The 15,825-nt window shown below is 51.0% G+C and carries 10 protein-coding genes; 7 read left to right on the forward strand and 3 right to left on the reverse strand.

The annotated features are described in order from the left end of the window. Positions 1–124: 124 nt before the first annotated feature. Together WG68_RS00295 and srmB are read right to left on the reverse strand one after the other, a co-directional pair. On the reverse strand, positions 125–1,192 hold the full coding sequence (locus WG68_RS00295) for a S66 peptidase family protein (protein ID WP_046555664.1): 1,068 nt from the start codon (positions 1,190–1,192) through the stop codon (positions 125–127). Positions 1,193–1,317: 125 nt separating this feature from the next. Further along, complete coding sequence (gene srmB, locus WG68_RS00300; RefSeq protein ID WP_046555665.1) at positions 1,318–2,541, reverse strand: ATP-dependent RNA helicase SrmB; 1,224 nt, start codon at positions 2,539–2,541, stop codon at positions 1,318–1,320. A gap of 78 nt (positions 2,542–2,619) precedes the next feature. On the opposite strand from srmB, the gene WG68_RS00305 reads away from it, so the two are divergent. Beyond that, positions 2,620–3,342 (forward strand): tRNA1(Val) (adenine(37)-N6)-methyltransferase, encoded by a 723-nt coding sequence (locus WG68_RS00305; RefSeq protein ID WP_046555952.1) that lies wholly within the window; start codon positions 2,620–2,622, stop codon positions 3,340–3,342. Between the two features lie 27 nt (positions 3,343–3,369). Here the strand turns inward: WG68_RS00305 and fldB are convergent, their stop codons facing one another. Then, the gene (fldB, locus tag WG68_RS00310) at positions 3,370–3,888 is read right to left on the reverse strand and encodes a flavodoxin FldB (RefSeq protein WP_046555666.1); all 519 of its coding nucleotides are present in this window, start codon (positions 3,886–3,888) and stop codon (positions 3,370–3,372) included. A 437-nt stretch (positions 3,889–4,325) separates the two neighbouring features. Between fldB and WG68_RS00315 the strand changes: the two genes are divergently transcribed. The 6 genes from WG68_RS00315 (at position 4,326) to lysS (ending at position 15,607) form a co-directional block, all read left to right on the forward strand. After that, positions 4,326–9,215 carry an InlB B-repeat-containing protein gene (locus WG68_RS00315; protein ID WP_046555667.1) on the forward strand — a complete coding sequence of 1,630 codons (4,890 nt, stop codon included), beginning with the start codon at positions 4,326–4,328 and terminating at the stop codon, positions 9,213–9,215. A gap of 101 nt (positions 9,216–9,316) precedes the next feature. After that, entirely contained in the window at positions 9,317–10,246 is a 930-nt protein-coding gene (gene xerD, locus WG68_RS00320) for a site-specific tyrosine recombinase XerD (RefSeq protein WP_046555953.1), read from the forward strand. Positions 10,247–10,278: 32 nt separating this feature from the next. Beyond that, positions 10,279–11,013 carry a bifunctional protein-disulfide isomerase/oxidoreductase DsbC gene (dsbC, locus tag WG68_RS00325; RefSeq protein ID WP_046555668.1) on the forward strand — a complete coding sequence of 245 codons (735 nt, stop codon included), beginning with the start codon at positions 10,279–10,281 and terminating at the stop codon, positions 11,011–11,013. A gap of 71 nt (positions 11,014–11,084) precedes the next feature. Then, positions 11,085–12,815 (forward strand): single-stranded-DNA-specific exonuclease RecJ, encoded by a 1,731-nt coding sequence (gene recJ / locus WG68_RS00330; protein WP_046555669.1) that lies wholly within the window; start codon positions 11,085–11,087, stop codon positions 12,813–12,815. A gap of 133 nt (positions 12,816–12,948) precedes the next feature. Then, a protein-coding gene (prfB, locus tag WG68_RS00335; protein WP_161796334.1) for a peptide chain release factor 2 occupies positions 12,949–14,047 on the forward strand; the annotation gives its coding sequence in 2 pieces (ribosomal slippage) (positions 12,949–13,023 and positions 13,025–14,047; 1,098 coding nt in all). Between the two features lie 39 nt (positions 14,048–14,086). After that, a complete protein-coding gene (gene lysS, locus WG68_RS00340; protein WP_046555671.1) occupies positions 14,087–15,607 on the forward strand; it encodes a lysine--tRNA ligase in 1,521 nt (506 codons plus the stop codon). The last annotated feature ends 218 nt before the right edge of the window (positions 15,608–15,825 follow it).

Here is a 15,825-nt window from a genome sequence, read left to right on the forward strand (position 1 = left end):
CTTTCAGTTGGCAATCCCGTGTGCTCGCCACAGCAACTCGCAAGCCATCCCTGGCTTGCTCAGACACTCTGTGGCTGCGCAACGGGACGCCAACCTGCGGCGGAACTCGACTCATCCAATTTGTTTAACTCTGAAATACGCTGTTTAACATCCGGAAGGTGCCGGTGTCGGCATCCATTTCCACAGTGGCACCGTGCGGCACAATAAACTGTTTACTGATATGGCCAATCATGGCACCGCGATAGGCCGGTATATTTAATGGTTTTATATGGTCATCGAATATCTGATCCATAGTTAACCAGCCAAAACCGCCACCTGGCCGACACGCTGTACACTCCCCAAAAATAAAGCCGGCAATCTTATCCAGTGCGCCCATTAGTTTTAAGGTGCTGAGCATCCGGTCAACCCGGTATGGCGCTTCTTCCACGTCTTCTAAGAATAAAATTTTACCGGTAAAGTCAGGCAAATAGGGCGAGCCCGCCAACGCCGTTAACACCGTTAAGTTACCGCCAATCAGCGGGCCCTGAACTTTGCCGCCGCTGATGGTTTGAATACGGTTTTGCCGCGGTACCAGCTCATCGCGGCTATCAGGCTCATTTTGATACAGCATTAACTCCCGTTGAAAAAATACCCGCTGAAACTGCGCCGCATTAAAGCTGTTCCAGCTGCCGGTGCCATTAGGGCCGTGAAACGTCACCAAGCCGGTTTGGGCATTAATGGCATTGTGCAGCGCAGTAATGTCGGAATAGCCCAGCAGCACTTTCGGGTTGCGTTTAATCAATGGGTAGTCGAGCAGCGGTAACAGCCGGGCAGCGCCCGAGCCACCACGCAGGCAAACAATGGCGTTTACTTGTGGGTCAGCAAACATGGCATTAATATCACTGGCGCGTTCCACATCGGAACCTGCCAGGTGGCCACGGCGGCCATCCAGGTGCTGGCCCAGTTTGACGTTAAAACCCAACGCCTGCAGCACTTCGGTGGCGATCTGAATATCCAGCCGATGGTCAGTGGCTTTTGACGGGCTGACCAGCGCCACAGTGTCGCCCTGGTTTAGCATTTTTGGCAGAATAGCGCTGCTGTTGGCAGCGCCGGCTTTGCTGTCAACGGCAGCACAACTACTAAGAGGTAACAGCCCCAGCGGCACGACACTTAGCGCCAACGCGCTGGATTGTAAAAACTGGCGTTTATTCATAAGCTGATGCCTCTTAGTAATAAATTATTCCTAATATATTGCTATTGATAGCATGCTTTTTATTAAAATGCAGCAGTGCTGGCGCAAAAAGCGCCAGTTTATTGCAACAAAAAGCAGCGGTGGTATTATTTTTTAGGCGCTTTTTTCGCCAGTTTTTTGGCGGCTAATTTACCAGGCTTTTTCTTCTTGCTGCCTATTTTGGCAGCTTTATGTTTGGGGCGCAGGCTGTCAATTACCCGTCGTTTCAGCTTTTGCTCAGTGTAGCGCTCTACTTTGGCTACCATCGCCATATCATGGGCTTCAATCAGCGAGATGGCGGTACCTTTTTTACCGGCGCGGCCGGTGCGGCCAATACGGTGCACGTAGGTGTCGGCACTGCGCGGCATATCGTAATTAATGACATGGCTGATATCGTCGATATCCAGGCCGCGGGCCGCGATGTCGGTGGCAATTAATACTGGTACCTGGCCCTGACTGAACCGCTGCACCGCTTGCATGCGTTTATCCTGTGGCATCTCGCCCTGTAACCAGCAGCATTTAATGCCGGCACTTTCCAACTGGCCGGTTAAACTGGCCAGCCGCTCGCGGGTTTTCACAAAAACGATGGTTTTGGTCACATCCTCTTGCTTCAGGATATGGGTTAACAGCGCCAGCTTATGCACATTGTCGTCGGCCAGGTGCAGCCATTGGATAATTTTGGCTTTCTCTTTACGCGACGGCACAGCTTCAATCATTTCAGGCTCTTTTAAGGCCCGTTCGGCAAAGCGCTCTAAATTCAAACCTTCCAGCGTGGCTGAAAATAAAAACGTCTGGCGGCGACGGCGCGCTTCCAGCACTATCCGGTTCATTTCGCCAATAAAGCCCATATCCAGCATCCGATCGGCTTCATCCAGGATCAGCACTTCTACTTCATCAGCCTGAAAGCTTTCCTCGTCGAGGTATTCGGTTAAGCGGCCCGGGGTGGCGACCAGAATATCATTGTTTTTTTCCAGGGTATCTTTATGGCTGCCGTAATTAATACCACCGGTGATCACGCCAACATTCAGCTTGGTGTGTTGCGCCAGCTGTTTAAATTCATCATACACCTGAAAGGCCAGTTCGCGGGTGGGCGTCATTACCAGTACCCGGGCAAAGCCGGGGTCGCGCCGCGGGAAATCCAGTAAATACTGAATAGCCGGCAGTACAAAGGCCAGGGTTTTACCGGTGCCGGTGGGGGCACTGGCCAGTACATCGCGGCCATCCAGCGCCGGTGGAATAGCCAGTTGCTGGATTAGGGTGGGCTCAGTAAACCCTGCCTCTTCCAGTGCCTGGTTAATAGAGTCGTCGAATTGAAAATCGGCAAAGCTCATAAAAGGTGTTCCTCAGGGTCGACAGTATTCAGATGACAAACCGGTGCAGCAGCCAGTAAACTGATGGCAGAGGTGAAGATGTCAGCTGGTTTTAAGTGTAAACAATTTTTTGTGGGCCATGATCAGTGCGCGATGAAAGTCGGTACTGACGGTTTATTGCTGGGGGCCTGGGCCAGCTTGTCAAACAGCAATGCAATGTCTGCAGGCGCTACACTGCTGGATATTGGCGCTGGCAGTGGCTTAATCAGTCTGATGCTGGCGCAGCGTGCTGCAACAGCCGTTGTACATGCTATTGAGCTGGATGCTAACGCTGCTGCACAAGCCGCATACAACTTTCAACAAAGCCCCTTTGCCAGCCGCCTGCAATTGCTAAAAGGCGATATTCTAACCTATCAGCCAGCCGAACGTTACGCTTTAATCGTGTCTAACCCGCCTTTTTTCGACAATGCGCTGTTAAGTGCCGATTTGCAGCGTAATCAGGCCCGCCATACCGCCAGCTTGCCGTTGCCCTTGTTGCTGGCCAAAGCGGCAGAATTACTGGCAGTGGACGGCAGTTTTGCGCTGATTTTACCCGAGACAACAGCGCAAGCATTCAGCCAGCTGGCAAGCGCTCAGGGCTGGTTTGCCAGTGCCAGTTGCCAGGTATTGAGCCGGGCAGACAAAGTGCCTGTTCGCCGCTTAATGCAGTGGCAACGCAGCCCTGCTGCGCCGGCGCAGCAACAACTTGTTATTTACGATGAAAGCGGCGGATATAGCGAGCAATACCGCCAGTTGCTGCGGGATTTTTATCTGAATTTTTGACCGTAGTGCTGGTCATCATGCCAGGGATCAGAGCCGCTCGGCTATTTCAGTTAAAATCTGGCTGACCCAGGCATTTAGCCGCTCGTCGGTTTGCTCGTACTGGTTTTCATCATCCAGCGCCAGGCCATAGAATAGCTCGCCGTCGGCGGTCAGCGCTTTAGAGGCTATAAAATCGTAGCCGGTTGTCGGCCAAAAGCCGATGCGGTCGGGCTGTTGTGATGCAATGGCCTCATGCAACATGCCAACGGCATCAATAAACCATTCGGCGTAACCGAGCTGATCGCCCATGCCGTAAATGGCGATGGTTTTGCCGCCTAATGCAACGCTGCTGATCTCATCCCAGTGGGCTTCCCAGTCTTCCTGAATTTCCCCAAAATCCCAGGTCGATAAACCCAGGATCAATAGCTGATAGTCGGCCATTTTGGCCAGCGGCACCGTTTTAATATTGTGCAAGTCAACCACATCGGCGCCAATCAGCGCCTGAATTTTTTCAGCTACCATTTCGGTGTAGCAGGTGGTTGAGCCGTAAAATAAGCCTATTTTCATCTGAAGTCCGCCAGCAAGTTCTGCCGCGCATTGTAGCAGATTGCTGCTGTGTTACCCAACGGATAGCAGGGATCTCAGGCAGAGATGTTTGGTAGCTATTGTTTCCTGGCAATCTCACATTAGTTAATTGGTAGCCTTCACTATTTATTTATTGACCGACATAAAACTTTATCTGGTAAGTCAGGTGGTTAAGGCATATGGTGCTGAGCTGACGCTTTATTCCTAAGCATGGCGGTTTTGGTGTTTAAATAATGTTGCCTAAAAAGCGTTTTAACTCGCTTTGCGACTTAACGACTTAACGCCTTAAAGCTAAAAAACATTCTAGAGTAGGTGAAACGAAAATAAGGGAATGGTAAGAAGCAGTAAGATTTTTGTCCTTGCCTAACTCTGGCATGGGCTTCGCTAGTTAATAAGCTATTACCCCCGGAGTTCGCCCCATGCCGCTGTTAAATCAATTATTTAAATACCTTAGTCTGGTATGTGTTGTGCTTTTTATGGCGCAAGCGCAAGCCAATTATCTGGTCAGTGATGCCGGTGAGGCCGATGCCAATGGCATTTATCTGGAATACGCTACCCAAGATGGGGTGCCGGCTTATCGTAAAGAAGGAGGTGCCCAGACCTGGTTTTTGTATCGTTGTGGCGGGATGTGGCTCATTGAACCTTTCGATTTCTGCCTGAGGATGAATTATTACGTTTTTAATGACCCCGATACCCCGCCAGCCACTGGCTGGAATGGCGGGCCCGGACCCGCACCAACCGTTGGCCCGGCTGGCCCATTGATTGGCTTTAGCAGCAAAACCCTGTTTGAAAGCCTCAGCAACGATGGCCGTTTCCAGGACACCTTAACCCTAACGCACAACTTGCTGGATGGTGATGGTTTTACCGGCTTGGTGGGTGAAAACCTGCTGGCAACCGGCAAGGCTGCGCTTAGCAATTTACCAGCCGGCTTAAGCGCTACCCTGCATTTTGTTAGCAGCAGTGAGTTGGAACTGGTGTTAAGTGGTGCTGCTCTGGACAGCTCCCAGGCGGACAATGTCAGCAACCTTACGCTGCAATTTAGCAACAGCGCCTTTCTCAGCGGTGATGCCAGTGCCAATACCAATGCAGAGATTGCTGACTTAAGGCTGCAATTTCGTGATCTGCACAGGGTCGGGACAAGCGATCTTTATGCCAGCATCGCAGCTGCCGTCGCTGCAGCATCGCCATACGATATTCTGCAGCTGGCAGCAGAAACCTTTACTGAAAAAAATATCAATCTTACTAAAGCCTTGGTAATTGTTGGAGCCGGGGCTGAGCAAACCATCATTCAAGCAATGGCAACACCACAGTCAGAGCAAGGCCGTATTTTTTCTATTGGCAGTGGGGTGGCCGAAACCATTATTGATGGTGTTACGCTTCGTAATGGCTATTTGACGGGACAATGTTGCGGCGGGGCCATTTTCGCGCAATCACCATTGCAGATCAATAACAGTCGTTTAACCAACAACAGAGTTGAGAGCAATTCAATGTTTGCCGGTGGTGCCATATTCATGGGTTCTACGTTGACCATGAAAAATACGTTGGTTGATGGTAATTCCGGTCATCTAGCAAGCAGCGCTCGCGTTTTTGGTGGTGCCTTAGTCCTTAATTCCAGTGCGACAGCCATTTTGATCAATACCACTTTCACTGCCAACTCGATAACAGCTGGAGTCTCTGGCACTGACACCCTGGGCGGTGCTATTGCTTTATATGTCACTTCATCACTCACTCTCATTAACTCTACCGTTACCGGTAACTCATCGGCCGGTAATGGTGGCGGCATTGGACAGTTTGGAGCAGGTGGCTCGGTTAGCCTGGTAAATAGTATTGTTTCCGGCAATAACGCGGCGTTATCACCTGCGACGGCGGATCTGCATATAGACACGCTAACCGATTTAACGATAAGTCACTCTATTATTGGCTTTCGCACTGAAAGCAATGATGAGAGCATTGACAATCTCATTACCGGTGATCCAATGCTGGCAGCCCTGGCTGACAATGGTGGTGCAAGCCACACATTTGCGCTGTTACCGGGTAGCCCCGCCATCAGTGCAGGCAGCAGTGATGCAGATGTGCCCAACAAAGATCAGCGCAGCTATTGGCGTCTTGGCGCTGTGGATATGGGGGCCTATCAGGCGAATGGCTTTATATTAACCTTCAATGGCAATGGTGCCGATTCAGGCTCGCCGCCTTTGTATCAGGGGGCAGCCATGTATCCTGCCGAAAACACCCTCACCAAAGCAGATCATAGCTTTAGCGGCTGGAACACAGTGGCCGATGGCAGTGGTGTCGCCTATGCTGCCGGGGCTGCGATTACACCCCAAGCAGGCACTTTCACGTTGTATGCTCAGTGGCAGTCTGCTCTGATGCAATACGTTGTCACTACCCAATCTGAAAACGGTACTTTGGTTTGTACGCCTAATCCGGCGGATGCAGGCAGTGCGGTGAGTTGCCAGGCACAGGCCAATGAGGGTTTTACCTTTATTGGTTTTAGCGGTGATTGCAGCGATTATCAATGTCAGTTTGCGGCCATTGATGCCAATAAAACAGTCACAGCACATTACAACGTAAACAATTATACGCTAAGTTTTGACAGCGCCGGAGGTTCAGCAGTCACTTCGGCCAGCTATGGCTTTGGGGCTACAGTGACTACGCCAGCCGCACCAACCCGTGAAGGCTATACCTTTGCCGGTTGGACGCCGGCGTTACCGGCCAGCATGCCAGCAAATAATATCAGTGTTACCGCACAGTGGAACGTTAATACCTACAGCGTCAGTTTTGACAGCGCCGGAGGTTCAGCGGTGGCGTCGGCCAGCTATGGCTTTGGGGCTGCAGTGACTACGCCAGCCGCACCAACCCGTGAAGGCTATACCTTTGCCGGTTGGACCCCGGCGTTACCGGCCACCATGCCGGCCAATGATGTTACTTTGGTAGCGCAGTGGGATCTCAATATCTACAGAGTTCGGTTTATCGATTGGGATGATAGTGTGCTGCAACAGCTGATGGTAGAGCATGGCCAATCTGCGGTGATACCCGTATTGCCAGAGCGCACCGGTTACCATTTCACTGGTTGGGATCAAAATCTCTCGCCGATAACGCAAGATATAGATGTCAGAGCGCTGTATGAAGAGCTGGCCTTTACCGTTTCTGTCAATTTAACCGGCGCAGCGCAAGTGACACCGGCCAGCCAAACAGTGCTCTATGGTAGAACCGCAGCCTTTGCTGTGTTATTAGAAAATGAAACAGATGTGGTGGTGGTGTCGGGTAGCTGTGCGGCGAGTTATGCTGCTGGGAGCATAAACACCGCTGAGGTCTTTGCCGACTGTGAACTGCAAGTGCTGATATACGATCCTGTGGTGATTGAGGCTGATAATCTGGATGCGGGCCCCATTAATCAGCTACGCCGCTTCAGCGTCTTAAGTGGTAGTGGTGATCAACGTTTGCTCGAAGCAGATCTGATGCGTTCAGGTCGTGTGGCGGTGCTGACAGAAGATGAGACGCTGAGTGTGCTGACACAACTAGCTGATGGCAGCTACCAGTTTGTTGCTAACAAAACAGGGCGCTATATTTTCCGGTTTGTTGATGAAAACAGTGGCGAACTGGTGGAAATCAGCTTTGATATCATGCCCTATCTGGCCTTTACCTCAAGCCGACAGCAAGTGGAACCTGAAATAACGTCAACAGTGGCTTTATGGTTAAGTGATGAACCTATTGAGTACCCGGTAACTGCCGACTTTGCTGTGTCAAATGCAGAATTATCTACCCTGCAGTTAAGGATAGACAGTGAACATCAACTGCAACGCTCTTACAGTGTGCAAAGCCTGGCTGAAGGGGCGAGTATTGTAATCAAAGCAGAAACAGTACTGAACGCTTTGGTTGGGTCACCGAATAACCATCAGTTGGTGTTGGTTGATCAACCTTTAGCACTGGCCATTTCAGCAAAAGTTACTCAGCAGGATACTGATACTCTGGTAATAAGCCGGCGTAATGGCCGTGTTGATTTGGCGGCTACAGAGCTTAACAATGTTGCAGCAACATATAGCTGGACTGCTGCAGATTTAACCTTAAATGTTTCGGCAGCTAACGCCTGGTTTGAACCGTTAAATATTGATACCGGTACCTATCAGATCCTTGTACACGCAACTGACGGTCGCCGCGATGGGCAATATCAGTTGCAATTAAGGATTATTGATGATTGTCCTTATCAGAGTTGCTATTCGGTGTCCGGGATCCCTGCAGAGGTCAATCCCTTTAGCCATACCAAAAACCGTTTACCTGTTTGCCCTGCAGCTCTTGAGGAAGTAACGCGGGTTGACAACTGTCAAGGACAGGGACTGATGTATATAGAAGTGCCAAGTCTGTATACGCTGGCTTTAGGGCTTTACGCTGGTGATGTTTCCTGGAGTAGCAAGCAGTTTAGTGTTGCGCTGAATGATGGTTCTTTAAATGATACAGGCTTTGCCCAAATAGGCTTTATGGTGAATCTGGACATCCTGGATTTGCAGGTGCCGGGTGAGTCAGTACCAGTGATGCTGCCGTTGCCGATTGGTACCACTATCCCCGCGAATGCGGTATGGCGTAAATTTACTAATATGCAGTGGCATGACTTTGTCGAAGATGCCAACAACCAAGTACAGTCAGCCGCCCGGGCTGCAATGGGTCAGTGCCCGGTAGTATCTTCAGATGTGTGGGAAGAGGGGATAATTGCAGGCTATGACTGTATTCGTTTGGTCATTGAAGACGGTGGCCCGAATGATGACGATAGCCGGGCTAATGGCGTGATTCGTGACCCAGGTGTCTTGGCTGTGCGCAATAGCTACACCTTAACCTTTGACAGTAATAGTGGCAGTGCTATTGCACCTGTTACCCAGCTGTATGGCAGTGAGTTGGACATAGCAGCACCTTTACGGCAAGGTTATAGCTTCATAGGTTGGTCACCGGCACTGCCGGCAACGATGCCTGAGCAAGACCTGACATTAGTGGCGCAGTGGCAAATTAATCAGTATCAAATCCGGTTTGATACGGCCGGTGGCCAGGCGCTTGCACCTATTACTCTGAACTTTGGTAGTGGCATAAATGTCCCTACGCCAGTGCGTCAGGGTTATACCTTTACAGGGTGGAACCCGATATTACCTCAATCCATGCCAGCACAGGATCTTCAGGTCACGGCACAGTGGGATAAAAGCAGTGTGGTGGTTAAATCCAGCGGCGGTTCAATGCAAATGTTCTGGTTGTGCGGCTTGCTGATATTAACTGTCAGGCGTTATGTAAAAACAACGCAACTCAACCATGAAAATTGCGGATGGTAATGTGGCTTGACTGCTAGCTTCAGCTGACAGTTGAGTGCCGCGCATGGTTTTGCAGCCTGAGTTCGGGTAACATGTCACCATATTTTACTTTGCTGCTCAACATGACTACTGACCACTACGACGCTCATTTTGCCACGGTTTCTGCTGCCGACGCTGACCTGATTAGCCAGTTCTTAGACCAGCTTTGGCTGGAAAAAGACGTTAGCCCGCATACGCTTAGCGCATACGGTAGCGATCTCAGCCTGTTTGCCCGCTTTGTCGCCAAAGAACAACAGCAGTTGCTGACCGTTGACAGTCAGCTGATCAACCAATTTTTAGCCATGCGTTACCAGCAGCTCGTTAGCCCGCGCAGCAGCTCGCGGATGCTTAGTAGCCTGCGGCGTTTTTACCGGCATTATCATAAAGCCGGCCGTTGTGCCGCCAACCCGGTAACCGAACTGGTTAACCCGAAAATCGGCCGCAGCTTACCGAAAACCCTATCTGAGCAAGACGTAGAAGCGCTGTTACAGGCGCCCGATTGCAATGAGCTGATCCAGTTTCGTGATAAAGCCATGCTCGAGCTGTTATATGCTTGTGGTTTACGGGTAACCGAGCTGATTAGCCTGACCTTGCAACAGGTGAGTATTAACCAGGGCGTATTGCGGGTGCTGGGCAAGGGCAGTAAAGAGCGGCTGGTGCCGATGGGCGAAGAGGCACAAGACTGGCTAAGCCGCTATTTGCGCCAGGCCCGGGCCGATTTAGTAAAAGGTGACAGTAATTTAGTGTTTGCCAGCAGCCGCGGCAGCCAGATGACCCGGCAAACTTTCTGGCACCGGATTAAGTTTTATGCGAAAGTAGCGGGCATTCAGGCTGAGCTGTCACCGCATACCCTGCGCCATGCTTTTGCTACCCATTTACTGAACCACGGTGCCGATTTGCGGGTAGTACAAATGCTGCTGGGGCACAGTGATTTATCAACAACGCAAATATATACCCATGTAGCCCAGGCACGCTTGCAACGGCTGCATCAACAACATCACCCGCGTGGCTAACATTATCGTGGTTGCGCTAAATAGGAAGAGTTATGAAAAACTGGTTTTCAGGTGCCCTTAGTATCGGCGTGTTCAGCTTCAGTGTCGCTATCAGTGGCAGTGTTATCGCCCAGCAAACGGCTGACGCTCCCGAGCTTGCTGACATTTCGCAAAGCCTGGCCCCGTTGGGCTTGCAGGTCAACGCCGTTGCCAATAGCCCGATGCCGGGCTTATTGCAGGTATTTACCCAGCGCGGCTTATTTTTTACCAGCAGTGATGGCCGTTTTTTTATTGAAGGCAATGTGTACGATTTGCAACAAGCTGAACTGGTAAACGATGTGCAGATGCGCAGCTACATCAACCAGCAAATGCCGTCGTTAGCCGGCAGTTACATTGAATACAAAGCCAAAGACGAAAAACATGTGGTGTACGCCTTTACCGATCCCAGCTGCGGCTATTGTCAGAAACTGCATAATGAAATGAAAGATTATAATAATGCCGGTATTACCATTCGTTATCTGGCCTTTCCGCGTGGCGGCCTGAACAGCAAAACGGCGCTGGAAATGCAGCACTTATGGTGTGCACGTGATCAGCGAAAAGCCATGGACACAGCTAAAGATAACAAGCGTAACCCGCCGGCAATGTGCGAAAACCCGGTGAAAAAACATTATGAGCTGGGTCAGTCATTTGGCATCAATGGCACGCCGGCGTTAATTCTGGCCAGTGGCCGGATTATTCCCGGTTATCAGCCTGCGGCCGGCTTACTGAATCAGTTACAAGCTAACTAAGCCGCCGTTTCGGTTCACCCGCTCAGGGCTGAGCTAGCATTATCAGTTGGATTACAAAGCAGGTATCAGGCGTGCAGTTAAAACACATAAGCCGGCGTGAGCCGCTAACCGATAAGGTTATTGCCGAGCACCTGCATCCGGTGCTGCGCCGGTTATACCAGAACCGTGGCATCAGCAGCAGCGCAGAGCTGGAGCGGGGAGCGGCCAGTTTGTTAGCCTTTAACCAGTTAAAAGGCATTAGCGAGGCGGTACAGTTATTAGTTACCGCGCTGCAACAGCAGCAGCATATCGTGATCGTCGGCGATTTCGATGCCGACGGCGCCACCAGTACCGCAGTGCTGATGGCCGGCTTAAAAGCTTTTGGTTTTAAATACCTTGAATATATGGTGCCTAACCGCTTTGAGTACGGCTACGGCCTGACCCCGGAACTGGCCGAATTGGTGGTGGCGCAGGGCGCCGAGCTGATTATTACCGTGGATAACGGTATCTCGGCGGTGGAAGGGGTGGCCCTGGCTAAAAAAGCCGGAGTAAAGGTGTTAGTCACCGATCATCATTTAGCCGGCAACACCCTGCCCAATGCCGATGCTATTGTTAACCCGAATCAGCCTGGCTGTGCTTTTCCCAGCAAAGCGCTGGCTGGCGTTGGCGTGGCATTTTATCTGTTAATGGCGCTGCGCGCCGGTCTGCGCGAGCTGCAGCATTTTACCGATAAAGGCCTGAGCGAGCCTAATATTGCCGAGCTGCTGGATTTAGTGGCGCTGGGTACCGTGGCCGATGTGGTGCCACTGGATACCAATAACCGCATTTTAGTGCATCAGGGCTTAATGCGTATTCGCAGTGGCAAATGCCGGCCGGGCATTCAGGCACTGATTGATGTGGCTAATCGTCGTGCTGAAAAACTCACTGCCAGCGACTTTGGCTTTTCGCTGGCCCCCAGGTTAAATGCCGCAGGCCGGCTGGATGATATGGCGCTGGGCATAAGTTGCCTGCTGGCCCCTGAGCTGGGCTTAGCCCGTCAGTATGCCGCTGAGCTGGATGCATTAAATGTCGAACGACGCGCCATCGAGCAAAGCATGCAGCTGGAAGCGCAGGCCTTTTTAAGCAAGTTATCCTTTGATGGCAGCAGCCTGCCGGAATGTTTATGTTTGTACCGCAGCGACTGGCACCAGGGAGTGATTGGTATTTTAGCCGGCCGCATTAAAGAGCAGTTTCACCGGCCAACCATAGTGTTTGCCGAGGGTGACAACGGCGAGTTAAAAGGCTCGGCCCGCTCGATTCCGGGCTTGCATATCCGCGATTTACTGGAAGAAATTGCCTGCCAGTACCCGGGGCTGATTAAAAAATTTGGTGGCCATGCCATGGCCGCTGGTTTAACGATTGCGGCCGAGCGGTTGGAGACTTTCCAACTGGCGCTGAGCCTCACCGCTAAAAAACATTTAACGGCAGAGCAGCTAACCGCAGTGATCTACAGCGATGGCGAGCTGGACACACAGTGTTTTGATATTGGTTTTGCTCAGCTGCTGCAAAATGCCGGCCCCTGGGGCCAGGCCTTTCCGGAGCCGGTATTTGATGGTGAATTTAGCTTAATCAGTCAGAAAATGCTGGCCGAGCGCCACCTGAAGCTGATGTTGCAGGGGCCAAATGGCCTGTTGATTGATGCGATCTGGTTTAATGCCGACAATAAAACCTGGCCGGATGTAAACGTAAAAAAGGTACACCTGGCTTATCAACTGGATATAAATGAATATCGCGATCAGCAAAATCTGCAACTGATTGTGCGCCATATGACGGCAATAGCCTGACAGCATTCAACTGCTGCCACGGCGCTGGCAACGTCGCTTTTTAAAAATCATCAATAGATGGCTGCACTGCCAGCCATATCTTTGCTATAATCCGCAACAATTTTTTCGACCGTTTTAAGGCCTGAGATAACCCATGTTTGAAGTGAATCCGGTAAACAACAGCATTAAAGATCTGACTGAACGCACTAATGTGCTTCGGGGGTATCTTTGACTATGATGGCAGAAAAGAGCGTTTAGAAGAAGTTAGCCGCGAACTGGAAGACTCAAACGTCTGGAATAACCCGGAGAAAGCCCAGGCGCTCGGTAAAGAGCGCTCAGCGCTGGAGCAAGTGGTTGGCACTATAGACCGGCTGGATCAAGGCCTGGAGGATGTGGCCGGCCTGATAGAACTGGCGCTGGAAGCTGAAGACGAAGATACCTTTGAAGAAGCGAAAACCGAATTAGCCGATTTAGAAAAGCAGTTGGCATTGCTGGAATTTCGCCGCATGTTCTCGGGTAAAAATGATCAGAACCATTGTTACCTGGATATTCAGGCCGGTTCGGGCGGCACCGAAGCGCAAGACTGGGCCAGCATGCTGATGCGGATGTACCTGCGCTGGGGCGAAGATAAAGGCTTTAAACCTGAACTGTACGAAGTGACCGATGGCGATGTCGCCGGCATTAAAGGCTGTACCATTAAATTCAGCGGTGACTATGCCTATGGCTGGCTGCGCACCGAAACCGGCGTGCACCGGCTGGTACGCAAAAGCCCGTTTGACTCGGGTAACCGCCGTCATACGTCTTTTGCTTCAGTGTTTGTGGCACCGGAAATCGACGACGATATTGAAATTGACATTAACCCGGCGGATTTACGCATTGATACCTACCGCGCCTCAGGCGCCGGTGGTCAGCACGTTAACCGTACTGATTCTGCCGTGCGGATCACCCACTTGCCAACCAATATCGTGGTGCAATGTCAGAACGATCGCTCGCAGCATAAAAACCGCGACAACGCCTATAAGCAACTGCGCGCCAAGCTATACGAGTTTGAACTGCAAAAGCAGAATGCCGAAAAGCAGGCGCTGGAAGATACCAAGTCTGATATCGGCTGGGGCAGCCAAATCCGCTCTTATGTGCTGGATGACTCGCGGATTAAAGATTTGCGTACCGGCATTGAAACCCGCAATACTCAGGCGGTGCTGGACGGCAACCTCGACAAGTTTATTGAAGCCAGCCTAAAAGCCGGTTTGTAATCATTACTTTAACTTTCTCTCTCAATCAGGAAAAGCACCATGTCTGACCAACAGCAACCACAAGACGAAATTCAGGATGTAAACAAACTGATTGCTGAGCGAAAACACAAGCTTGCCGGTCTGCGTGCCGCTGGCTTTATGTTTCCGAATGATTTTCGCCGTGACAGCATCTCCAGCGAAGTGTTGGCTAAGTACGATCAGCTGACGAAAGAACAGCTGGAAGAGCAAAAGATTACCGTCAGCCTCGGCGGCCGCATTATGACCCGGCGCATTATGGGGAAGGCCAGCTTTACTACTATTGCCGATATGGGTGGAAAAATTCAGCTGTATGTGGCGCGCGACAGCCTGCCAGAAGGCGTATACAACGACCAGTTTAAAAAGTGGGACTTAGGCGATATTATTGGCGCCACCGGCCATTTATTTAAAACCCAGACCGGTGAGCTGACTGTCTGGCTCAGCGACATTCGCCTGTTAACTAAAGCGCTCAGGCCACTGCCGGATAAATTCCACGGCTTAACCGATAACGAAGCCCGTTACCGCCAGCGGTACCTGGATTTACTCTCTAACGAGCAGTCGCGTAAGACCTTTTTGGTGCGCAGCAAGACTGTGGCCTATATCCGGCGCTTTTTTAACGATCATGGCTTTTTAGAAGTGGAAACGCCAATGCTGCAGGCTATTCCGGGCGGTGCCTCGGCCAAACCATTTGAAACCCACCATAATGCGCTGGATATGCAGATGTTTTTGCGGATTGCCCCTGAGCTGTATTTAAAGCGCTTAGTGGTCGGTGGTTTTGAAAAGGTGTTTGAGCTGAACCGTAACTTCCGTAACGAAGGGGTATCCACCCGGCATAACCCGGAATTTACCATGCTGGAGTTTTACTGGGCCTATGCCGATTACAATGACTTAATGGACTTAACGGAGACGTTATTCCGCGGTCTGGCGCTGGATGTACTGGGTAGCACTGAAGTGCCTTATCAGGGCGAAGTGTTCGACTTTGGTAAGCCGTTTGCCCGCATGTCAGTGACCGACTCTATTTTGCACTACAACCCGAGCGTGACCAAGGAGCAACTGGCCACGCGTGAAGCGGTGGCAGAGCTGGCGAAGAGTCTGGGTATTGAAGTCAAAGCCAACTATGGCCACGGCCGTATCTTAATGGAAGTGTTTGACGAGCTGGTTGAAACTAAGTTGCGTCACCCGACTTTTATTACCGAGTACCCGGCGGAAGTGTCACCACTGGCGCGGCGTAACGATCATAACCCGGAAATTACCGATCGCTTTGAATTCTTTATCGGCGGCCGTGAGCTGGGCAATGGTTTTAGCGAGTTAAATGACGCTGAAGATCAGGCCGAGCGCTTTCGCGAGCAGGTAGCGCAAAAAGATGCCGGTGATGATGAAGCGATGTTTTACGACGAAGACTTTGTTACCGCGCTGGAGCACGGCTTACCGCCAACGGCCGGCCAGGGCATTGGTATCGACCGGCTGGTGATGCTGCTGGCCGATGCTGCCTCTATCCGCGATGTGATTCTGTTCCCGCATATGCGTATACAGCACGACAAGTAAGCTGCTGCGGCTGTTGCAAAAGCCAGACTTCGGTCTGGCTTTTTGCTACGGGCAAGTAAGGATTACTGTCAGCCGGTAACTTCTACATTATTTTTACACTATACTTGTTATGTTGAAGTGTTTGATAGCGGTCGCTTTAATATTAAATATCTGATTTATATCTAATTATGCTTTTATCCTGTAATCTGGCATATGCTTTGCATTTTAATTTGGCAACA

The sequence above is a fragment of the Arsukibacterium ikkense genome (genome assembly GCF_000987775.1).
GTDB lineage: Bacteria > Pseudomonadota > Gammaproteobacteria > Enterobacterales > Alteromonadaceae > Alishewanella > Alishewanella ikkense.

What these genes read in the sequence shown, in the direction of transcription:
- fldB (WP_046555666.1), bottom strand. Translation starts at nt 3,888, where the DNA reads ATGAAAATAGGCTTATTTTACGGCTCAACCACCTGCTACACCGAAATG.
- xerD (WP_046555953.1), top strand. Translation starts at nt 9,317, where the DNA reads ATGACTACTGACCACTACGACGCTCATTTTGCCACGGTTTCTGCTGCC.
- WG68_RS00295 (WP_046555664.1), bottom strand. Translation starts at nt 1,192, where the DNA reads ATGAATAAACGCCAGTTTTTACAATCCAGCGCGTTGGCGCTAAGTGTC.
- lysS (WP_046555671.1), top strand. Translation starts at nt 14,087, where the DNA reads ATGTCTGACCAACAGCAACCACAAGACGAAATTCAGGATGTAAACAAA.
- srmB (WP_046555665.1), bottom strand. Translation starts at nt 2,541, where the DNA reads ATGAGCTTTGCCGATTTTCAATTCGACGACTCTATTAACCAGGCACTG.
- WG68_RS00315 (WP_046555667.1), top strand. Translation starts at nt 4,326, where the DNA reads ATGCCGCTGTTAAATCAATTATTTAAATACCTTAGTCTGGTATGTGTT.
- WG68_RS00305 (WP_046555952.1), top strand. Translation starts at nt 2,620, where the DNA reads ATGTCAGCTGGTTTTAAGTGTAAACAATTTTTTGTGGGCCATGATCAG.
- dsbC (WP_046555668.1), top strand. Translation starts at nt 10,279, where the DNA reads ATGAAAAACTGGTTTTCAGGTGCCCTTAGTATCGGCGTGTTCAGCTTC.